The organism is Pseudogemmobacter faecipullorum (assembly GCF_020539525.1).
Classification (GTDB): Bacteria; Pseudomonadota; Alphaproteobacteria; order Rhodobacterales; family Rhodobacteraceae; genus Pseudogemmobacter; species Pseudogemmobacter faecipullorum.
Window position 1 is genome coordinate 33,430 of the sequence record NZ_JACDXX010000006.1, and the last position, 21,243, is coordinate 54,672.

The following is a 21,243-nucleotide window of genomic DNA, read 5'->3' on the forward strand; positions in this document are numbered from 1 at the left end:
AGACCTGGCCCTGGCCCGGTGCATCCCGATGAGAACGGAGCAGATTTAATGCATGAAACTCTGGGCAAACGCCTGTTCTATGTCGTGTTCGGCGCGGCGGCAGGCTATGCACTCTGGCTGCTGGCCGAAGCGGTGGAAAAGGAGACTTTCGGCGAGCGCAGCCTGTTGTTTTTTGGCCTGCTGCTCTGCGTGTTTTCGGCGGGCTTTTTCGCCATGGCAGGCGGGCTGGGGGTGAAGCGCGCGCTGATCCGGGCTTTGCCTTTGGGGCTGCTGGTGGCGGGGCTGGGGCTGCTGGTCTCGCTGCGCTGGAATGGCATTGACGGACTGTTTGAGGGGCCTGGCCCGGCGCTGGCGCTGATTGTGCTGGCGCTGCTGCCGGTGCCTTTCCTGATCGCTGAGGGGGTTACGGGCAGCTGGCGCAATTATCCGGCCCTGTTCAGCATTTCCTGGGCCATTGTCGTCCAGGCGGCGATTGCTCTGTGTTTCACCTGGATCACCTGGATGGTGATCTGGGTCTCGGTCTCGCTGTTCAATATGGTCGGCCTCGGCTTCCTTGAGGATATCCTGTTCAGCGGCGCCATGCCGGTGGTGGTCTCGGGCGCGGCCTTTGGCCTGGCGGTGGCGGTGGTCAGCGAGATTTCCGATCATCTTTCACCACGCCTTGTGCATCATCTGCTGCGGCTTTTGCTGCCGGTGGTGGCGCTGGTATCGGCGGTTTTCGCGCTGGCGGCGCTGCTGCGCGGCTTTGGCGACGGCTTTGCCGGCCTGTCGCCGGCGCTGACCCTGCTCGCCATGGCGGCGGCGGGGATCACGCTGATCGCGGCGGCGCTGGATGAAAGCGAGGCCGAGGCGGCGCGCAATCCGCTGATCCTGTGGTCGGCGCGGGCCATGGCTTTGCTTTTGCCGGTGCTGGCCGGGATGGCGCTCTGGGCGGTGGCGATCCGGCTACAGGCCTATGGCCTGTCGCCGAACCGGCTTCTGGTGCTGGTGCTGGCCATTCTGGCGCTGGCCTATGGCCTTGCCTATGCCGCCGCGCTGGCGCGTGGCGCGCAATGGGCGGCGCAGATCCGCGCTGCCAATCCCTGGCTGGCGCTGGCGGTGATCGGTGCGGCGGCGCTCTGGCTCTCGCCTTTGCTCAATGCCGAGGCCCTGTCAGCCCAGAGCATGGCGGCACGGCTGCGCTCGGGGGAGGCCGGGCCGGGCAGCTATTTCGAACGTGATTTCCGCCGCCTTGGCCGCGCAGGTGAAACGGCGCTGGTGGCGCTTGAGGCCGAAGCGCAGTCCGGCGGCAAGGAGCAGCTGCAGGCGGCGCTGGCGGTGATCCGCAGCGGCCAGTCCTGGTATGACCCGCAGGCTGAGCCGGAGGCTGCGGCCGGGGAAGACCCTGCGGTGCTGCTTGCCGAGGTGGAGGCGCTGCTGCCGGTCAGCCCGGCCTCGGCCACCGGCGGCCGCAGCAACTGGCTGCAGCAGCTGCCGGCCTCTGAGCTGAGCCGGATCCGCAGCTCCTGCCAGACCTTGCTCGAAAGCGGCAAAAAAGGCTGTGTGATGGTGATCGCTGATCTTTTGCCTGAAGAACCGGGCGAAGAGGCGGTGCTGCTGCTGGCCGATGAAAGCGGCTGGGCTGAGCTGCGCGGCCTTGCCACGGATGAGGCGGGCGGGCTGCGCTGGCTCAATCCCTATAGCGCCCTTCAGGGCCGCAGCTATGACCAGGCCTGGCTGCGCGCGCAGCTTGACGCCTGGCAGGAGGCGCCGCCGCCCTTGACCCCGGCCCGGCTCAATCAGATCGGCACCGGGGATGCGGCGCTGATCTTCCTGCCCTGATCTGAAAAAAAAGCCCCGCATCAGCGGGGCTTTTGACTGAAAGCGCGCGGGCCAGGCTCAGCCGTCAATACGCCGGCCCATCAGCGCGATGGCCTGCTGATAGACCGTTGCCGCATTCCACTCTTTGATCACCGCGAAATTCGGCTCGCCCTCCTGATAGCCGAGGCCGGGCTGCCAGCCTTTCTGGCGCAGGAAATTCGCGGTCGAGGCCAGCGCATCGGTCATATTGTTCAGATCGATACGGCCATCGCCATTGCCATCCACACCGTAGCGCAAAGCATTGCCGGGCAGGAACTGGGTATGGCCCAGCTCGCCATGTTTGGCGCCGATGCTCTGGGTGCTGATCGAGCCACGGTCGATCAGCGCCAGCGCCGCCAGCATATGCGGGGTGAAGAATTCCGAGCGGCGGCAGTCATAGGACAAAGTCGCAATGGCCGAGACCACATTGGTATCGCCCATATAATTGCCAAAAGCGGTTTCCATGCCATGGATCGCCAGCAAGACCCCGGCCGGCACGCCATATTGCTGCTCGATCGCCTGGTAGAAACCGGCATTCTTGGCCTTGCGCGCGCGGCCCTGTTTCACGATCGTATCGGCGCCGCGCACCTGCAGGAATTTATCCAGCGTGTATTTAAAGCTCTTTTGATTGCGGTCAGCCGAGATCGTGGCTTTGGAATAAGAGGTGCCCATCAGCGCCTTGATCCCTGCCGGGCCGATCCCGGCGGCGCGCGCCTCTTCGGCCATCTGCGGCTTCCATTCCTCATAGCGCCCGCCGGTATCCGAGCAGAAGGCCGCAAGCGCCGGGGCCGAGAGCGCCAGCAGCATCACCGGGAGGGCCGCGAAACCGGCATAAAACGAATTAAGTCGCACATTCCACCTGCTGAATAAGACCCTGGCAATTCTAATGGAGCCGGGACGTCAATCAAGCGTTTAACCGTACCAGGCCTTCACAACACCGCCAGACCACCGCCAGACCACCGCCAGACCACAGTCAGCCCACTGCCATATCCCTGCGGGCCAGCCGGAAACCGGCGCGGCACTGGCTGGTGGTTTCGCTTATTTTGCCGGCTTTTGCCCTGGAAAGGGAACCGTCCCGGCCAGGGGCACGTTAACTAGGCATTAGGCGCGTTTCGCGGCGCGGACCTGAACCTGAATCCTGCGCTGCACTGCGATCAGCCCGGAGCGGAAATTACTCCGTCAGGCTGGCAGGGTGGCGCGGGAGAGCCGCCGCAGCGCCGGGAAATTGCGGATGGAGAGTGAGCGATGGCTGAACCTGCAAAGAAAACCGTGAGACGTGCCGCGCGCAAGGCTGAGCCGGTGGCAGAAAAAATCGATCAGGCGGTTGAAACCCTGCAGGATGAGGCAAAGGCCAAGACCAGGGTTGCGCGCCGCCGTGCCGTCACTGTTGCCGATAAAGCTGCGGTAAAGCTGGCGGATGCCGGGGACCAGACGGAAACGCATGTGGATCGCGCGCGTGATGCGCTCGCCGATGTCGGAGAGCGGATTTCTGAGCGGCTGTCGCGGGTGGCTGACCGGGCGCGGGAAACCGCAGGCGAGCTGCCGGCACGGATGGCCGGGGGCGTCGAAGGGGTCAGTGACCGGCTCGCCCTTGCCTCGGACCGGCTGCGCGGCAGTCAGGTCAGCGAGATCGCCTCGGATCTGCGGGTGAAAGTGCAGCGCAATCCCGGCCTCTTTGTCGCCGGAGCGGCGGCGGCGGGCTTCTTTGTCGCGCGTCTGCTCGGCGGTCGCGGCGGGCGTCGGGGGTGAGCCCCGCGCCACAGATGGATCCGCAGACAAACGATCCGCATGAGGAGGCGCAGGGGCCTGAGCGCCCGGCGGACAGCCGCGCTGCGCCGGGGCTGATCGGGCTGATCAGCGAGTTGGCCTCGGGTCTTTTGCGCCTGCTGCGCGATGAGCTGAGCCTTGCAAAGCTTGAGGCGCGCTTTGCTTTGCGCGCGGCGGCCCTCGGGCTTGGCCTGATCGCAGTGGCGCTGGTTCTGATGCTGTTTGCGGCAGCTGAGCTGCTGGTGGCAGCCCGCGCCGGGCTGGTCTGGCTGGGGCTGAGCCCTGGCATGGCGGCGCTCAGCCTTGGTGGCGGCCTTTTACTGCTGGCGCTGCTCCTGATCTGGCTGGGGGCACGAAAGCTGCGCCTGGCGAGGATCATGGCGCCGCGCCGGCTTGGACTTTCCCCGGGCGATGCTGGTCTGGCGCGGCATCTGCGCGCCAGGGCCCGTGACAGGAGTGAATAGAATGGGGTTTCGGTCAGATCAGGATCCTGAGGCAATCGCCGCAAGGCTGCAGCAGGACCGCGACGATATTTCCCGCGCTTTCAGCGAGCTGCACGAACGGCTGATGCCAAAGCGCAGCGCGGGCGAGGCGGGGGCAGATCTCTGGGCAAGCGTGCGTGAGGCCGGCGGCAAAACCGCAGCCAGGCTGGCGGGGGGTGCCGGAGAGGGCGCGCTGAAACTGGCGCAGAGCGCCGGGGCGGCAGCAAAGGCCAATCCGGTGGCGGCGGTGGTTGCGGGCGGTGGCCTTGCGGTGCTGGCCTGGGCGGGGCTGAAGGCGATGCAGGCGCGCAATGCCGCGCCGCTGCCGGAATGGCTGGCCGGGGCGGATGCGCTGGCCGCGCGGGCCGAAAAGCTGAGCCAGCGCATCGATGCCGCCGAGGCCGAAGGCGCGCTTTCGCCACGCGAGGCAGAGGACAGCCGGGCCGATGTTGCAGAGGGTATGCGCCAGGAGCTGCGCCGGCTGATGGGGCTTGGCCTTGACGGGCTGGAGCCGAAAACCCGCGCCGCCGCCTATGCCGCGCGCCAGGAGGCCTGGGATCGCCATAGCGGAAAATCCGGACCGCTGGCGGGGCTTCTGGGCAAGGGTACGCTGATGGCACTGGCCGGGGCAGGGCTGAGCGCTTATCTCACGCGCCAGGGCAGCAATGCGCGCCCGGCTGAGAACAGGGCCGATGCGGCGGCTGAGGCGCTGCAGGCGCTGAACGCGGCCCGTGCCGGTTTCGCCGGCGAGGCGGACCGGCTGACCCGGATGGCGGGAGAGCTGAGCCGCAGCCTGAATGCGGCTTTTGCCGCGCTGGAGGAAAACCAGAAAGCCCGGCCGCGCGAGGAAGAGGACCGCGCCTGAACCGCGGCCCGGGGCCGGGGTAAAGCATAAAAAGCCGGGCGGAGCTGCCCGGCTTTTTACTGTTATATCAAAGGAATAATCGGAAATCTCAGCCGGTGAGAGCGGGTTCTTCCGCAGGCTCGGTCCTGGTTGGCTCTTCCTGGACGTCGAAACGGATCACCGCGCGCACCCTTTCGCCCTCTTCACTGATCGCCATTTCCCCCGGCAGCTGGGTGACGAAACCGCGGATCAGCCGCGCCCCGATCACCGCGGGCGCGCCGGAATGATCGCCGGTCAGACGCCCGATCGCGGTGACCGAGCCGGACACTTCCAGCCAGGCGGTCCGTCCCGGCGCAGTATTGGCGCTGTCGTGGGCCATGCCGCTGTGCAGCCGGATCCGCACCGGCTGGCCATTGCTCTCGGCGGGCGGGAAACAGGACAGGATCTCGGCCAGCAAAAGCGCCAGCGGCACCGCCTGGCGCGAGGTCAGATGCAGCGGCTCAAGATCGGTCATAATGCCACCGCGCCGGCCCGAGCGGCCCTGCAGCAGATCAACCCGCGCGATCACATCCGCCATTAGCTGATCCATGGCAATCGCCTGGCCACCGGCCATCCGGTAGAGCCCGAGATGCACCGAGGACAAAGACATGACCCGGTTGTGCAGATCATCGAGCACCACCCGGATGCCGCTGTCCTCGGCCTCGCGCCGGTGCATGCGCAGGATAGAGGCGATCAGCTGCAGGCTGTTGCCGGTGCGGTGGTGCACCTCACGCAGCAGCTCAGAGTTTTTATGCAGCAGATTCTCCAGCTCGGCCTCATCGCGCATGATGGTATTGGTCAGCATGGCATAGCTGTCGGCCAGATCGGCCAGTTCGTATGAGGGATTATCCAGCAGGATCTCGGGATGTTTGCGGTCGCCGAGCGCAAAATTCCGCATACCATTCGACAGACGGCTGATATGGCGCGTCACCAGCCGCTCGGTGCCGATCAGCGTCACCGCCAGGCCGGTCAGCCACATCAGCGCCGGCGACAGATAGGGCAGGATATAGCGCTGGAAAGTGCTGTTGCCGCGCGGCAGCGGCCAGACCCCGATCAGGCTGAGATCCTCGGCTGAGGGCACCACGGCAAAGATCCGCTCGATCCCATCGGCATCGCGGGCGATGAAACTATGCGCCTCGCGCAGCCCCGGTTCCATCGTGCCCAGCATGGCGCGGCTGAGCAGGCGGCGCGTCTCATGGGAATCGGGGACGACATAGAGCATTTCGCTGTCATTCGCGACCGCGGCGAGGGCGAGGGGCGTTTGCGGCGGCTGTTCAGGGCTGGTCTGGCCAGGATGGCGGCCTGCCGTGCCGCGCAGCAGCCGGTCTGGCAGAAAGACCAGCGAAAAGCCGAGATATTTCCCATCCTGGCCGATGACAGGCGCGGCAAGCGAGATGCCGTTGCGCCCGCCCGGCGCCCAGGAGGTGTCGCGAAACAGCACCCTGCGCCGCGCCTCAAGTAAACCAGCCAGACGCGGGTCATTGCTGAAATCGCGCAGTCTTCCGTCAGAGCTGCACAGCATCCGCCCCTCTGCATTGACCATGCCGGCATGATCAATGCGCACATCGGTGCGCACCCAGTTCCCGACCAGTGCCGCACAGTTATCGGGATCATTGCCAAGGCTTGTGGCCAGCAGCTCGCCGGTATTCTGCGCCGCGCGCATCATGCGCAGATCATAGAGCCCCTGTTGCAGCGTCCAGCCGACCGAGGCCGCCAGCAGGGTGTCATCGGCATTCTGCTGCGACTGGCGGACATGCGCCAGAGAGACCAGGCCGAGCGGCACCAGCGCCACCAGCATGGTGGCGACAAGTCGCAGACCCAGGGTTGTATATGGCCGGCTCCGGGCCTTATCGCCCGCCGCCCTCATGCCTGGCTTGTGCCGGGGCGATTCAGTACGGAGGCGGTTACGGCATCGGTGCCGCTGAATAATTCCTCACCTTCCTCAAGCTGCATCAGTTCGGCGAGGCGGCGTCTGGCCCGGCTGGCCCGGCTTTTCACCGTGCCCGGGGCGACGCCCATCATCACCGCCGCCTCATCGGTGGAATAGCCCGAGGCCCCGATCAGGATCAGCACTTCGCGGTGTTCGGGCGAAAGCTGGTCAAAAGCGCGCTGAAAATCGCTGAAAGCCAGGCGGCCGTCATGGGCGGGTTTGGTCACCAGGCCGGCGGCATAGCTGCCTTCGCTGTCCTGAACCTCGCGCCGGGTCTTGCGCAGATAAGAGTAATAGGTGTTGCGCAGAATGGTGAAAAGCCAGGCTTCCAGATTGGTATTGGGGTCAAATTTATCGAGATTGGACCAGGCCTTCAGAATGGTTTCCTGAACGATATCATCGGCAAGAACCACATTGCGCGACAGGCCGATGGCAAAAGCGCGCAGATTGGGCAAAAGCCGCGGCAGCAGGATACGCGGATCTTTTGCCGGATCCTGCAGCACCGCCCCACGTCCCTCGACCGGGGAGGCGGCGGAACCCGGGCTCCTGTCGCGGCCCGGCTGCGATGGGGATTTTTGCGGTTCGGTTTGCTGCGGTTCGGTTTGCAGAGACGCGGTCCGGGGGCCACTCCCGGTCGGGGGGCGGCGATGGCTCATCCGGATTTGGTCCCGCTGTCGGCAGACCCGCCCTGCAGGCGCGCCAGCAGGTCTTTAAACCGGTCCGGAACTTCTTCGGTCAGGACTGCATCATAGGCCCGGCGAAGATTCTCATCGATCTGAGCCTTCACGGTTTCACGATTTCTGGAGGACCCGGGTTGAATGCCGGGCTTTTCTGGGGCTTCTTTTGTCATGGTCCTGCCAATGTTCCGGGAACCAAACGCAGGATCCGCGCGTTTGGTTCCCTAACGAGGCGCGCAGAACGGAGAAAAGTTTAATGCAAACTGACCAGGCGGATGCCTTGTCCGCTCAGGCCCTGTCCGCTGCTGTAGCCGCAGAACTGCCCTATCTGCGACGTTACGCGCGAGCGCTTACCGGTAGTCAGGCCTCGGGAGATAATTACGCCGCAGCAGCCATCGAGGCTGTGCTTGCCGATCCTTCGGTTCTTGGCAAGGGGGAGGCGGTAAAAACCGGTCTTTTCACCGTTTTTCATCTGGTCTGGCAAGGCTCAGATTCTCCGGTTCATGAACCCGATACCAGGCTTTCGGCGGCGGCTCAGGGGCATCTGTCGCGCCTGACCCCCAATGCGCGCGAGGCTTTGCTGCTGCATATGTTCGAAGGGTTTTCCTTCGAACAGATCGGGGTGATCCTCGGGGTCAGCGCCAGCGAAAGCGAAGCGTTGACCGACACCGCGCTTGGCGAAGTGGCACAATCGGTGCTGGGCCGGGTGATGATCATCGAGGATGAGGCGATAATCGCCCTTGATCTCAGCGCGATTGTCGAATCGCTCGGCCATCATGTGACTGGCATTGCCCGCACCCGCGATGAGGCGGTGGCGCTGGCGCAGAGTGACCGGCCCGATCTGATCCTTGCCGATATCCAGCTGGCGGATAATTCCTCCGGCGTGGATGCGGTCAGCGATATTCTCGCCGGTTTTACCGATCTGCCGGTGATCTTCATCACCGCCTTCCCGGAACGGCTGCTGACCGGCCAGCGGCCCGAACCGGCCTTCCTGATCAACAAGCCCTATAGCGAAGAACAGGTGCGGCTCTCGATCAGCCAGGCCTTGTTCTTTGCCTCGACCGAACCGCTGGCAGGCTGATCCTTCTCCCGGACCCGGGGTTTCACCGGCGTCAGTCCGGAATAAGGGCGCGGCGAAAGCCGCGCCCCTTTTTGTTTATTTGTCGAGATTTGCTACGATCTGCGCGGCAAAAGTATCGACCATCGCATGATAGACCCGGGCGGTGTCGAGGCTTTCGGTATTAAGATCAAAGCCTTCGCCCAGGGCGGGCAGGGTGGCATTCATATCGACGCTCAGCTCATAGCTGGCACCGCGCCCGGGTTGCGGCGGGTCGCTGACCTTCACAAGGCCGCTCAGCCGGGACTCGCCCAGACCAACAGCTTCGGCAAAGCCGCTCGCCAGCGATACCTCGTCGATATCAACGGTGATCATCGCGCCTTCTTCCGCCATGCGGTCGGCAACACGGCTCAGCACCGCAGCCTCAAGATCTTTTTCCAGCGTGCCCCAATAGGCAGCAGCGGCGGCATTCTGCACGCCGGTCATATCAACAGTCACATCAATCGACTGCACAGCTTCGGCACGCTCAACAGCGAAAGCCGGCAGGCTCAGCGCGGCGGTTGCGACAGCCGCCGCCAGGGTTTTTCTGAATGCTGTCATTGTCAAACCTCCATGATCCGGCGCGGCAGCTTCCTGCAGCGCGATCCTGAGATAAAACGCGGCTTTTGCCCGGCGGGTTCCGGCCCGGGCGTCTCCTGGCCGGGCAAAAAAGCGGCGGGAACCTTTGGGTCCTGGCTTTATGTGGCTGATATAGATGATTTATTCGCAATCACCCCGTCGGCGCAGCCGCCGGTGGCGGCATTTCGCGGCAAAAAATCGGCGAAACCATGCCGAATTTCTGCCCCGGCGCCGGCGGAGCCTCGCCGAAAGCCAGACCGCACCGAAAGCCAGGCCTCAGCGCAGCCAGAGGCCAGAGCGTCTGAGCGTATTGCGAATAATCTTTTCGCGTTTTGGCAAAGCCACGCGGTCGAACAAGGCACGCGCCTTAACTCCGCGCTTCAGATAGATCATCTGCCGGGCCTGGGGCCAGTCGCGCAGCAGGCGGCGGTTGGCTTTCTCCAGCGCAATCTCTTCGAGCAGCGCCACCACCGCATCGCTTTCGCGGGCATAGAGCAGCGGCAGGCTGCGGTAATGGCAGCTGGTCGCGCCATCAAGCCCGGCCAGCGCGGGCCCGGGCCGCCCGCCGCCGAAAGCGCTGATCACCAGCGGCAGGGTGATCTGATCGAGCCAGGGCAGCAGCTCCTGACAGATCAGCTCGGGCGGCGGGTCGTGGTAAATGCTGGCGGCATACTCCAGATAAACCCGGCCAAAGGCCGGGGCATCGGCGCCGAAGAACCAGCCCGCGTTGAAATAGAGGTAATGCTGCCAGTATTCATCGGGCCAGGAGGGATCGAGCGAGGCGGCAAAATCAAGACCAAAGCGGTCGTATAAGGCTTTCCAGATCGCAGTATAGCCCGGACCGTAAAGCTCGGGCTGCGGCCAGGTGCCCTCGCGCCGCATCGAGGCCGAGGGGCGGGTGAAGTCAAATCCGGTCTGCGACAGCGGGCCGGTGATCAGCGTATCGCTGTCGAGAAACAGGAAAGGCCCGGGCGGCAGGGCCGCCAGTGCCTCGATCTTATTGCCATGCGGATAGGCGGCGCCGAAGACCCGGTTCTCAAAGGGCAGGATCTCGGCGCCAAGCTCAAGCAGCCGCGCGCGCAGCGGCCCCTCGGGCAGCCTCGGATCGGTCTCGGGCCAGAAGGGGCCGGGCTGCGGCTCCAAGAGCAGCAGCCGGCCGGAAAAGCCCGGATCCGAGCGGCGCAGCGAGGCGGCCAGCAGCAGCGCCTCATAGCCAAGACGGCCCTGTTGCACCACGGCGGCAATGCTGAAGTTTTGCATCGGCCGACCGCTCTGGCCTCAGCCCGGCGAGAAGCGCAGCGACAGGCAGGACATGCCGCCGTCGATTTTCGCGCATTCGGAATTACCGATCTCGACCAGATCAAAGCCCGCCGCCAGCAGCCGGTCGCGGGTTCTGGGGAAGCCTGAAGGAACGATGACCTTATCGTTAAAGCGGATGGCATTGGCGCCTGCTTCCTCGCCCTCGGCCACGGCAATCACCCGGTAGCCGGTAAAGCAGCCCGAAGCGGCAAGCCGGTCGGTGGCGAGGATGGTCTCGCCATCCATCAGCGAACAGTCGGTTTTGAAATGCAGCACGCCCGGCGGGGTATGGACTTCGCGGACCTTATAGCCCCAGTCCGCCACCAGGCGGGTCAGCTCGGCCACACCGGCGGCATTGGTCCGGGCCGAGCGGCCGACCAGGATCTCGCTCTCGGTGGTGAGGATATCTCCGGCCTCAATAAAGCTGTCCGCAGCCTCGATCCGGCGCAGCTCGCGGTAAAGTTGCGCCAGATGCGGCGCCATCTCGGCCGCCTCGCCAAGCCGCGAGGGCGCGCCGGGGCGCATGATCACCGCGCCTTCACGCAGGCAGAGCGCCGTGTCTTCGACAAACAGGCTGTCGGGATAATCCTCAAGTTCGGGCAGTTCGATCACCTCGGCGCCGGTCGCGCGCAGAGCGGCGATGTAATCGGCATGGTGGCTTTGCAGCAAAGCGTGATCGGGATTGCCGGTGTCTTCAGCGCGCAGGCCTCTGGTCACAGAGAGCGGCGGGCGGCGGGTAATAGCATGAGTGAAAGAATAGGATTTTGTCATGGCGGCATCCTGTCCGCCTTTCGGTCTTCTGACCAGATCAAAAAGCGGGCGTGCGCAGAATCCCGGACCTGCGCCTTTTTCCGGGCGGGCTTACTCCACGGGGCTGGGGGAGGGGGATGGGAAGCGTGGTGAGGTGGGTGAGACCGGCGGGACGGAGCCGGAGATCAGCGCGCTGAGGGCCGAAGTTTCGGGTGGTCAGGAATCCGGGCCTGCAGTCTCAAGGCCGGGTTTTCGGAAATTCTGAATGGCTGTACTCGCGGTTGAACAGAACTGTCTCTGGCCTGAGGCTTTCAGAGAGAGCTCAGCCTGACCTCGGATCTGTGATCCGCAGGCGGCGCTGCTGAACCGGAAACCTGCCCTGATTGCCGGGCGATAAAAAAGGCCCGCCTCAGCGAGGCGGGCCTTTCTGATCTGGCGCTCAGCGGCAGCGGATCCGCTTATTTCGGGATATCGCCGGTGATGCCCTCGACATAGAAGTCCATGGTCGCGAGCGCGCTGTCCTCGGCCACTTCGCCTTCTTTCAGCCAGACCGAACCGTCCTGTTTGTTGATCGGGCCGGTGAAGGGGTGATACGTGCCGGCGGCAATTTCATCGCGGACTTTCTCGGCCGCGGCTTTCACCTCGGCAGGAACGCGGTCGGTGATCTCACCGATTTCCACGGCGCCATCGGCAATGCCTTCCCAGGCCGCCGATTGCGCATAGGTGCCATCAAGCAGAGCGCCGACGCGCTTGATGTAATAGGGCGCCCAGTCGTCGATGATCGCCGAGACGCGGGTCGTGTCTTTATAGGCGGACATATCCGAGGCCTGACCGAAACCGATCACGCCCTCGACCTTCTCGGCCTCGGCCAGCGGTGCGGTCGAATCGGTGTGCTGCAGGATTGCATCCACGCCCTGATCGATCAGCGCCTTGGCAGCATCGGCCTCTTTGGCCGGGTCGAACCAGGTATAGGCCCAGACGATCGACATGGTGACATCGGGGTTCACCTTCTTGGCATGCAGGAAGGAGGAGTTGATGCCCTGGATCACTTCGGGGATCGGGAAGGAACCGATATAGCCGATCTTATTCGATTTGGTCATCAGGCCGGCGATGGTGCCCATCACGGCGCGGCCTTCATAGAAGCGCGCGTCATAGGTCGAGACATTGGCGTGATCGCGCTTAAAGCCGGTCGCATGCTCGAATTTGATATCCGGGAACTGACCGGCAACCTGCTGGGTCGCCTCCATGAAACCGAAGGAGGTGGTGAAGATGATATTGCAGCCCTGCAATGCGAACTGGGTGATCGAGGCCACGGCATCGGCGCCTTCGGGCACCGATTCCTGCCAGGCGATCTCGACCTTGTCGCCGAATTTCTCGGCCAGGGCCAGGGCACCCTGATGGTGCTGATAGGTATAGCCGCCGTCGCCGATCGGTCCGACATAGGTGAAGCAGGCCTTCACCTTGTCCAGCCCCTGCGCCATGGCGGTCCCGCCGCTGAAAGCGAGGCCAAGGCCCAGTGCGGCGGTTGCCAGCAGGTTTCTGCGTTTCATACGAGATCTCTCCCCGTTGTGGCGGCGGGGCCTCGCCCCGCAGCTGAAATAGCCTCAGTTTGAGGCGTGGAAATTCTGACCGAGCGAGGCGGGGGCGCTGTTGGCGCGCCCGCGCCCCGAAGACATGATCACGAGCACAATAATGGTTATCAGATAGGGGGCCATCGACAAGTATTCGACGGGGATCGCATAGCCCGCAGCCTGCAGATTGGGCCCCAGAACCATCAGCCCGCCAAACAGCCAGGCGCCAAGCAGCACCCGGCCCGGACGCCAGGAGGCAAAGACCACGATGGCGAGGGCAATCCAGCCAATGCCATTGGTCATATTATCGGTCCATTGCGGCACCCGGGCGAGGCTGATATAGGCGCCGCCCATCCCGGCCATGGCCCCGCCGAACAGGATGCACAAAGTGCGGATCCGGTTCACTTTATAGCCAAGCGCATGCGCCGCCTCATGGCTTTCGCCCACAGCGCGGATGATCAGCCCGGCGCGGGTGCGGTTCAGCACGAACCAGACCACGCCCACCATGATCAGCGAGAACCAGACCACCCAGTCATGGCGGAACAGCATCGTCCCGAAGAAGGGAATATCGCGCAAAGGCCCCAGTGGCACGGCGGTGGTCAGCGGCGGCTTGATGCCGTTATAGCCCTGACCGGCAAGCGAGGACATGCCAAGGCCAAACAGCGTCAGCGCCAGGCCGGTGGCCACCTGATTGGCCAGAAACACCTGGGTCAGCAGCACGAAGATCAGCGAGAAAGCCGCGCCTCCGGCCGCGCCGGCGATAAAGCCCAGCACCGGGTTCTGCAGATGCACCGCGGCGATAAAGCCGGTCACTGCCCCGATCACCATCATGCCCTCAACCCCGAGGTTCAGCACGCCCGAGCGCTCAGTCACAGTCTCGCCAAGCGCCGCCAGCAGGATCGGCACCGCCCCAATGATCAGCGCTGCCAGCAGCGCCGCAATATCCAGCCCGCCAATGATCATTTCGCAGCTCCTTTGCCGCTCCGGCCGCGCAGGCGGATGCGATAATTGGTCAGCATATCCACCCCGAGCAGGAAGAACAGCAACATGCCCTGGAACACCTGGATCGAGGCCGCCGGCAGGTTCATCATCCCCTCGGCATAGGAGCCGCCGACATAGGTCAGCGCCATCAACAGCCCGGCCAGCACGATACCCAGCGGGTTCAGCCTGCCAAGGAAGGCGACGATAATCGCGGTAAAGCCATAGCCCGAGGCGAATTTCTCGGTGATCTGGCCGCCAGGGCCGGTGGCCTCAAAAATCCCGGCCAGACCAGCCAGCACCCCGGTCAGACCGAGGCAGAAGATGATCAGGCGCGAGGGATCGACGCCATGGAACCGCGCCGCGCGCGGCGCCTGGCCGGTCAGACGGATCTGAAAACCGATGCCATGCCGGGTCAGCAGCACATAGGCACCAATGGCGACGGCCAGCGCCGCCGCAGCGCCCCAGTGAAAGCCGGTGCCGGCGATCAGATCGGCATTCCGCGCCGCGGGCCAGGCGCCGAGATTGCGGCTGCCGGGAAAGCCCATGCCCTCGGGGTTGCGCAGGAAGCCGAAAGCGGCTTTCGACAGGATCGCCTGGGCGACATAGACCAGCATCAGCGAGACAAGGATCTCATTGGCATTGAATTTTGTCTTCAGGATCGCCGGGATCATTGCCCAGATCCAGCCGCCAAGCGCGCCTGCAAGCACCATGGCCGGGAAGATCCAGCGGCTCTCGGTCGGGTAGAGGGCAAGGCCGAGCGAGGCCCCGGCGACCGCGCCGATAATATATTGCCCCTCGGCGCCGATGTTCCAGATCCCGGCGCGAAAGCCCATGGCAAGGCCGGTGGCAATCAGGATCAGCGGCGCGGCTTTGATCACCAGCTGGCGCTGGAAATAGGCCGCATTCGGGCCAAAAACCGGATCCCAGAAGATGGTGCGGATTACCGTGACCGGGTTTTTGCCCAGCATAGCAAACAGCAGCCCGCCCATGATCATGGTCAGCACCACCGCAAGCACCGGCGTGGTCCAGAGCCAGAAGCGCGAGGGTTCGGGACGTTTTTCGAGGATCAGCACGTATCACCCCCGCAGGTGCCTGTAATAACTGAACGCTCAGCCGCCATGATGCGCCTCCTCCATGCCATGGGCGCCGCCCATCATCAGGCCGATTTCTTCGGTATTCAGTTCCTGGACCGGACGCGGCACCGAGAGAGACCCCTCGTTCAGCACTGCGAAACTATCCGCGACTTCCATCAGCTCATCGAGATCCTGGCTGATGACCACCACCGCCGCGCCCTCAGCGGCGCAGTCGAGGATCTTCTGCCGGATCGCCGAGGCCGCCGCCGCATCCACCCCCCAGGTGGGCTGGTTGATGGCGATGACCTTCGCGCTTTGTTTCAGCTCTCGCCCCATCAGGAATTTCTGCAGATTGCCGCCCGAAAGCGCGCGGGCCGCCGCTCCGGGGCCAGAGGTGCGCACATCATAATCGCGGATCACTTCTTCGGCGAATTCCTTCGCCGCGCCCCAGCGGATAAAACCGTTCTGTGTCAGACCCATGCGGATACCGGCGGTCAGATAGCCGTTTTCGGTCAGGCTCATATCCGGGGCGGCGGCATGGCCATAGCGGTCTTCCGGCGCGGCAATCATGCCGGCGCGACGCCGCCCGGAGGGGCCAAGGCTGCCCATATCCACGCCTTCGAGCCGGATCACGCCCCCGGGGGCTTTCAGCTCGCCCGACAGCGCCAGCAGCAGCTCATCCTGGCCATTGCCGGCAACCCCGGCGATGCCCAGCACCTCACCGGCGGCAAGGCTGAAGCTGACATTTTTCAGCGCGGTGCCGAAGGGAATCGGTGAGGCGAGCGACAGGCCCTTTACCACCAGCGCCTCGGCGCCGCGCGCGCCCGGCCTGCGCGCCGGGGTGGCGAGGCTGGTGCCGACCATCAGCTCGGCCATTTCGCGGGCCGAACGCTCGCGCGGGTCGAGCCGCGCCACCACACGGCCACGCCGCAGGATGGTGGCATTGTCACAAAGCGCGCGGATCTCCTCGAGCTTATGCGAAATATAAAGGATCGACGTGCCCTCATCCGCCAGCTTGCGCAGGGTGCGAAACAGGATCTCGACCTCCTGGGGCGTCAGGACCGAGGTCGGCTCATCCATGATCAGCAATTTGGGATCTTGCAGCAGGCAGCGGATGATCTCGACGCGCTGACGTTCTCCGGCCGAAAGATCGCCGACGCGGCGCGCCGGATCTAGCGGCAGGCCATAGGCCTCAGACACGGTGCGGATCCGTTCGGAGAGGGTGCGCAACGGCGGCGGGTTTTCCATGCCAAGCGCCACATTCTCGGCGACGTTCAACGCCTCAAACAGCGAGAAATGCTGAAACACCATCGCCACGCCCGAGCGGCGCGCCTCGGCGGGTTTGGCCGGGGCATAGGGCGCGCCATGCAGCGCCATCCGGCCCTGATCGGGGCGGACGAGACCATAGATCATCTTGACCAGCGTCGATTTCCCGGCGCCGTTTTCACCCAGGAGGGCATGGACTTCGCCCGCGCCGATGCTGAAAGAAACATCGCTGTTGGCCACGACGCCCGGATAGGCTTTAGTCAGCCCTTCCAGTTGCAGCAGTGGCCGCTGCGCCTTCATGTTCTTTTCGGTCATCCGCGATCTCCGTCTCGGATATCTGTTTCAGTTTCAATAGTTGGACAGCCACACCCAGAGCAATGGCCTGGGGGTGCTTCCCTAGAGTGATATCGCCCATCGGGCAATGGATGCGTGCAACCTGACCGGGAGTATGGCCGAGGCCGGCAAGCCGGGCAGAAAAGCGCGCGGCTTTGCTGGCCGAGCCGATAAGCCCGATTTCAGCGGCACCGCAAGCCAGAAGTCGATGGCACAACTCGAGATCGAGTGCATGCGAATAGGTCACGATCAGATGCCAGGCAAGATCGGGCGCCTCTGCGACCAGCTCTTCCGGCCGGGCTGCGACCCGCTGTCTCACCCCTGGCGGGATCTGTGCGGGAAAGCGCTCTGCCGCAGTATCGATCCAGGTCAAAGCAAACCCGGGCAGCGGCGCGAGACAGTCACAAAGGGCGCGCCCGACATGGCCCGCGCCCCAGAGCCAGACCGGCTGCTGCGGGCGGTGCAGCGGCTCGGCCAGCCAGCCCTGGTCGAGCACCGGGCCAGAGGGCAGGCTGCCGGTGCTGCGTGCCCGGGCCTTCAGCCTTTGCAGCGCCAGCGGCAGCGGCCGGGCGGCAGCCTCGGGGCTCAGTGCCCGGATCAGCAGGCCTTCCTGTGGCGCCGGGGCGGGCAGATTTCCGGCATGAAAAATCTCGGTCACCAGCGTCACCGCACCGCCGCAGCACTGGCCTATGCCAGGACCGAGCGCCTCGCGCCGGATCCCGGCCAGCGGGCTGGCGGCGGCAAGCATCTCAAGGGCGCGGCTGGTGGCCAGAAATTCCAGCGCCCCGCCGCCGATTGTGCCCGAGCTGCCACCGGGCCAGACCAGCATGGCGGCGCCATCCTCGCGCGGGCTGGATCCGGCATGGCTGGCGATCACCACCCGCGCCACCAGGCCGTGGCGGGCGACGCGCTGGCGCAACTCGCCCAGATCAAACATCGCGCTGCACCCGGGTGAGGGCCGCCAGCACCGCCTCGGGCGTGGCCGGAGCAGTGAGCGCGGGCCAGATCCTGCGCCCGCCCGCCTCGGCCACCGCATCCTGCAAAGCGGCAAAGGCCGAGATCCCCAGCATCAGCGGCGGCTCGCCCACGGCTTTTGAGCGGCCGATGGTCGCTTCCCGCGCCGGGGCATCCCAGAGCGCGACATTGAACACCCGGGGCCGGTCGGCGCAGGCCGGGATCTTATAGGTCGAGGGCGCATGGGTTCTGAGCCGTCCCTTTTCATCCCAGACCAGCTCTTCGCTGGTCAGCCAGCCTGCGCCCTGCACATAGCCGCCCTCGATCTGGCCGATATCGAGCGCCGGGTTCAGCGGCGAGCCGGTATCATGCAGAATATCGGCGCGCAGAATGCGGTTCTCGCCGGTCAGCGTATCGATCACCACCTCGGTGACCGCCGCGCCATAGGCGAAATAGAGGAAGGGGCGGCCCTGGCCCTGCACCCGGTCCCAGGTGATTTTCGGCGTGGCGTAATAGCCGGTCGAGGAGAGCGAGATCCGCGCCTGCCAGGCCCAGGTGGCAACGCGCGACAGCGGATGGCTCTCGCCCGCGACCCGCACCATGCCGTCTTCAAACCGCACCGCTTCGGGCGCGACGCCGTGTTTATCGGCCATGAAGCCGGCCAGGCGCTGGCGGATGGTCAGCGCCGCCTCGCGCGCTGCCGCCCCGTTCAGATCAGAACCGGAAGAGGCCGCCGTGGCCGAGGTATTGGGCACTTTGGCGGTATCGGTGGCGGTGATCTTTACCTCGCCGGCCTGAACCCCGAAAATTTCAGCCACCACCTGGGCGACTTTCTGGTTCAGCCCCTGGCCCATTTCGGTGCCGCCATGGTTGAGCGCCAGCGAGCCATCCTGGTAAAGATGCAGCAGCGCTCCGGCCTGGTTCAGCCAGGTCAGGGTGAAGGAAATGCCGAATTTCACCGGGGTCAGGGCAAGGCCGCGCTTGAGGAAGGGCGAGCTGGCATTCCAGGCCCGGACCGCCGCGCGGCGCGCCTGATAGGCCGAGCTGGCCTCGAGCCTGGCCACCAGGGCATTGCCGATGAAATCCTCAACCTCCATCGCATAGGGTGTGGTCTGGATCCTGCCCGCGCCGGGACTGATATCGGTGAAATCTTTGTAGAAATTCGCCCGCCGTACCGCCAGCGGCTCGCGCCCCAGCGCGAAGGCCACATGATCCATCACCTGCTCGATGCCGATCATGCCCTGGGGGCCGCCAAAGCCGCGAAATGCGGTGGCCGAGGCGGTATTGGTTTTCAGCCGGTGGCTCTCAATGCGGATGTTTTCCAGCAGATAGCAGTTATCGGCATGCAGCATCGCCCGGTCGGCCACGGCCAGCGACAGATCCTGCGACCAGCCGCAGCGCATCAGATGGGTGAAATCCAGGCCAAGGATCCGGCCCTGATCATCATAGCCGACACGGTAGAGAATGCGCAGATCATGGCGCTTGCCGGTGATCACCATATCATCATCACGGTCATAGCGCATTTTGCAGGCCCGCCCGGTGATCTGCGCGGCAAGCGCTGAGGCCACCGCCAGCCAGTTGCCCTGGCTTTCCTTGCCGCCAAAGCCGCCGCCCATCCGCCGGGTCTCGACCCGGACCGCCGACATCGGCAGATGGAGCGCATGGGCGACCTTATGCTGGATCTCGGTCGGATGCTGGGTCGAGGCGGTGATATGCATCCCGTCTTCCAGCGGCAGCGCGAGGGCGATCTGCCCCTCGAGATAGAAATGCTCCTGGCCGCCGACCTCAAACCGGCCCTCAAGCTGATGCGGCGCCTGGCTGATCGCGCCCTCTGCATCGCCGCGCGCCCAGATCACCGGCCCCTGTTCAAAGCGGCTGTTGGCTTCGAGCGCCTCGTCAATGCTGAGGACCGGCTTTGTCTCGCGGTAGCGGATCTTTGCCCGCCGCGCCGCTTTGCGGGCGGCGAGATGGCTTTCGGCCACTACGATGAACAAAGGCCGGCCGTGATATTCGACCCCGGTATCGCTCAGCAATGGCTCATCGGGTACCGCCGGGGCGCAGTCCGGTATGGCGCCAAAGCGGGCGCGCAGATCCTGGGCCGTGATCACCCGCACCACGCCCGGGGCTGCGTGCACCGCGCTGAGATCCATCTCCTCAATCTGACCGCAGGCGATTTCCGACAGGCCAAAGGCCAGATGCAGACAGCCTGCGGGCAGGGGGATATCATCGGCGAAACGCGCTGCGCCGGTCACATGCAGCGGCGCGCTGTCATGGGGCAGGGGCTGACCGCGGCTCATGCCTGCACCTCGCGGATCGAGGCGATTGTCTGATCGCCGTTCAGATCATGAAAGGCGCGCAACAGCAGATTTTGCGCCACCTGCAGCCGGTAGCCCGCCGAGGCGCGCATATCGGAAAGCGGCTGGTAATCATCCGCAATCGCCTGCATGGCGCGGCGGATCGTCGCTTCATTCCACTCAGCGCCGCTCAGCGCCGCCTCGCAGGCGCTGGCGCGTTTCGGTGTGCCGGCCATGCCGCCAAAGGCAATCCGGGCCTCAGTGATCCGGCCCCCCGCGCGGCGCAGGTTAAAACAGCCGCAGAGCGCCGATATATCCTGGTCAAATCGTTTCGAGATTTTATAGCAGCGCAGATCAGGGGCGCGGGCGGGCAGGGTAATAAATTCAACAAATTCGCCGGGCTGGCGGTCCTGCCTGCCATAATCGAGGAAGAAAGCCTCTAAAGCGATCTCGCGCCGCGCCGCGCCCCGGCGCAGGGTCAGCCGCGCGCCCATGGCGATCAGCGCCGGCGGGCTGTCACCGATCGGTGAGCCATTGGCGATATTGCCGCCGATGGTCGCGGCATTGCGGATCTGCAGCGAGGCGAAACGGTCGAGCAGCGCGGCGAAAGCCGGATGCTCGGCGCGCAAGGCCGCGCGCAACTGCTCAAAGGTCACCATGGCGCCGATGCGGATCTGATCGCCCTCACGCTCGATCCCGGCCATGTCGCTGACACCGTTGAGGAAAATCGCCGGGCTGATGTCGCGCAGCTGTTTGGTGACCCAAAGCCCGATATCGGTGGCCCCGGCCACCAGCCGCGCCTGAGGATGGGCCAGGAGGGCCTCGGCCAGTTCGGCCTTGCTGCTCGGGCGCAGCGGGGGGGCGCTGCCCCCCGGCGCCGCCGGCGCCTCGCCCCGGGATATTGGCGGACAGATGAGAGCGGTTTCAGGCTTCAGCCAGGCGGGCGGCGGCTCTTTGCGCGCCGCCTCAGCAGCGCGGATGATCGGCGCATAGCCGGTGCAGCGGCAGAGATTACCGGCCAGCACCTGATCATCGCGGGCATCGCCATTCAGATGCGCCGTGGCCAGCGACATCACGATGCCCGGCGTGCAGAAACCGCATTGCGAGCCATGGCAGGCGATCATCTCGCTTTGCACCGGATGCAGCTGCCCCCCGGGGCCTTTCAAGCCCTCGATTGTGGTCAGGCTTTTGCCATCGAGCTGCGGCATGAGCAGAATACAGGCATTGAGCGCGCGGTGCCCGGTCTCATCCGAGACCAGAACGGTGCAGGCGCCGCAATCGCCCTCATTGCAGCCCTCTTTGGTGCCGTTCAGCCCGCGCGTCTCGCGCAGGAACTCCAGCAAGGTGCGGCCGGGATCAGCCTGCTGCAGCTGCACGGGCGCTCCGTTAAGGGTGAAAGCTATGCCGGACATGTTCGTCTTCCGCCGCTGTACCAGTCCCTGCCGGGCCTTTAAGGCCCTGATCTGCCT

At 64.9% G+C, this 21,243-nt stretch carries 19 protein-coding genes; 5 read left to right on the forward strand and 14 right to left on the reverse strand.

The genetic code is table 11. The features are described from left to right. Positions 1-48: 48 nt before the first annotated feature. On the forward strand, positions 49-1,821 hold the full coding sequence (locus H0485_RS07915) for a DUF4153 domain-containing protein (RefSeq protein WP_226934831.1): 1,773 nt from the start codon (positions 49-51) through the stop codon (positions 1,819-1,821). 57 nt (positions 1,822-1,878) lie between these two features. On the opposite strand, the gene H0485_RS07920 is transcribed toward H0485_RS07915, so the two are convergent. Further along, positions 1,879-2,646: a lytic murein transglycosylase gene (locus tag H0485_RS07920; protein WP_226934998.1), complete on the reverse strand. Its 768-nt coding sequence runs from the start codon at positions 2,644-2,646 to the stop codon at positions 1,879-1,881. Between the two features lie 438 nt (positions 2,647-3,084). Here H0485_RS07920 and H0485_RS07925 point away from each other — a divergent pair, with 438 nt between their 5' ends. The 3 genes from H0485_RS07925 to H0485_RS07935 are packed head-to-tail and all read left to right on the forward strand — an operon-like array spanning position 3,085 to position 4,953. Continuing rightward, positions 3,085-3,588, forward strand: coding sequence for a hypothetical protein (locus H0485_RS07925; protein ID WP_226934832.1), 504 nt, complete (start codon positions 3,085-3,087; stop codon positions 3,586-3,588). A 14-nt stretch (positions 3,589-3,602) separates the two neighbouring features. Further along, positions 3,603-4,070, forward strand: coding sequence for a phage holin family protein (locus H0485_RS07930; RefSeq protein ID WP_226934833.1), 468 nt, complete (start codon positions 3,603-3,605; stop codon positions 4,068-4,070). A gap of 1 nt (position 4,071) precedes the next feature. Next, the gene (locus tag H0485_RS07935; RefSeq protein ID WP_226934834.1) at positions 4,072-4,953 is read left to right on the forward strand and encodes a hypothetical protein; all 882 of its coding nucleotides are present in this window, start codon (positions 4,072-4,074) and stop codon (positions 4,951-4,953) included. An 88-nt stretch (positions 4,954-5,041) separates the two neighbouring features. Here H0485_RS07935 and H0485_RS07940 read toward each other — a convergent pair whose 3' ends face one another. From H0485_RS07940 to H0485_RS07950, 3 genes are all read right to left on the reverse strand, one after another. Beyond that, positions 5,042-6,769, reverse strand: a complete 1,728-nt coding sequence (locus tag H0485_RS07940; RefSeq protein ID WP_226934835.1) for a sensor histidine kinase — start codon at positions 6,767-6,769, stop codon at positions 5,042-5,044. Positions 6,770-6,834: 65 nt separating this feature from the next. Further along, on the reverse strand, positions 6,835-7,401 hold the full coding sequence (locus tag H0485_RS07945) for an RNA polymerase sigma factor (protein ID WP_255613438.1): 567 nt from the start codon (positions 7,399-7,401) through the stop codon (positions 6,835-6,837). 152 nt (positions 7,402-7,553) lie between these two features. After that, positions 7,554-7,751 (reverse strand): NepR family anti-sigma factor, encoded by a 198-nt coding sequence (locus H0485_RS07950; protein ID WP_226934837.1) that lies wholly within the window; start codon positions 7,749-7,751, stop codon positions 7,554-7,556. Between the two features lie 83 nt (positions 7,752-7,834). On the opposite strand from H0485_RS07950, the gene H0485_RS07955 reads away from it, so the two are divergent. Continuing rightward, positions 7,835-8,659: a response regulator gene (locus tag H0485_RS07955; RefSeq protein ID WP_226934838.1), complete on the forward strand. Its 825-nt coding sequence runs from the start codon at positions 7,835-7,837 to the stop codon at positions 8,657-8,659. 75 nt (positions 8,660-8,734) lie between these two features. Here the strand turns inward: H0485_RS07955 and H0485_RS07960 are convergent, their stop codons facing one another. From H0485_RS07960 to xdhA, 10 genes are all read right to left on the reverse strand, one after another. Next, complete coding sequence (locus H0485_RS07960) at positions 8,735-9,235, reverse strand: hypothetical protein (protein WP_226934839.1); 501 nt, start codon at positions 9,233-9,235, stop codon at positions 8,735-8,737. Between the two features lie 294 nt (positions 9,236-9,529). Next, on the reverse strand, positions 9,530-10,513 hold the full coding sequence (locus H0485_RS07965) for a GT-B fold glycosyltransferase domain-containing protein (RefSeq protein ID WP_226934840.1): 984 nt from the start codon (positions 10,511-10,513) through the stop codon (positions 9,530-9,532). Between the two features lie 18 nt (positions 10,514-10,531). Further along, positions 10,532-11,323, reverse strand: coding sequence for a dimethylarginine dimethylaminohydrolase family protein (locus tag H0485_RS07970; protein WP_226934841.1), 792 nt, complete (start codon positions 11,321-11,323; stop codon positions 10,532-10,534). Between the two features lie 437 nt (positions 11,324-11,760). Further along, a complete protein-coding gene (locus H0485_RS07975; protein ID WP_226934842.1) occupies positions 11,761-12,852 on the reverse strand; it encodes a BMP family ABC transporter substrate-binding protein in 1,092 nt (363 codons plus the stop codon). Positions 12,853-12,906: 54 nt separating this feature from the next. Further along, on the reverse strand, positions 12,907-13,836 hold the full coding sequence (locus tag H0485_RS07980; protein ID WP_226934843.1) for an ABC transporter permease: 930 nt from the start codon (positions 13,834-13,836) through the stop codon (positions 12,907-12,909). Continuing rightward, entirely contained in the window at positions 13,833-14,927 is a 1,095-nt protein-coding gene (locus tag H0485_RS07985; RefSeq protein WP_226934844.1) for an ABC transporter permease, read from the reverse strand. Before H0485_RS07985 ends, H0485_RS07980 begins: the two co-directional genes overlap by 4 nt. Before the next feature lie 36 nt (positions 14,928-14,963). Next, positions 14,964-16,508, reverse strand: coding sequence for an ABC transporter ATP-binding protein (locus tag H0485_RS07990; RefSeq protein ID WP_226934845.1), 1,545 nt, complete (start codon positions 16,506-16,508; stop codon positions 14,964-14,966). Beyond that, positions 16,450-17,463, reverse strand: a complete 1,014-nt coding sequence (gene xdhC / locus H0485_RS07995; protein WP_226934846.1) for a xanthine dehydrogenase accessory protein XdhC — start codon at positions 17,461-17,463, stop codon at positions 16,450-16,452. The genes H0485_RS07990 and xdhC overlap by 59 nt, the downstream gene beginning before the upstream one ends. Beyond that, complete coding sequence (gene xdhB / locus H0485_RS08000) at positions 17,456-19,777, reverse strand: xanthine dehydrogenase molybdopterin binding subunit (RefSeq protein WP_226934847.1); 2,322 nt, start codon at positions 19,775-19,777, stop codon at positions 17,456-17,458. Before xdhB ends, xdhC begins: the two co-directional genes overlap by 8 nt. After that, positions 19,774-21,186, reverse strand: a complete 1,413-nt coding sequence (xdhA, locus tag H0485_RS08005) for a xanthine dehydrogenase small subunit (RefSeq protein ID WP_226934848.1) — start codon at positions 21,184-21,186, stop codon at positions 19,774-19,776. Before xdhA ends, xdhB begins: the two co-directional genes overlap by 4 nt. Positions 21,187-21,243 lie beyond the last annotated feature (57 nt).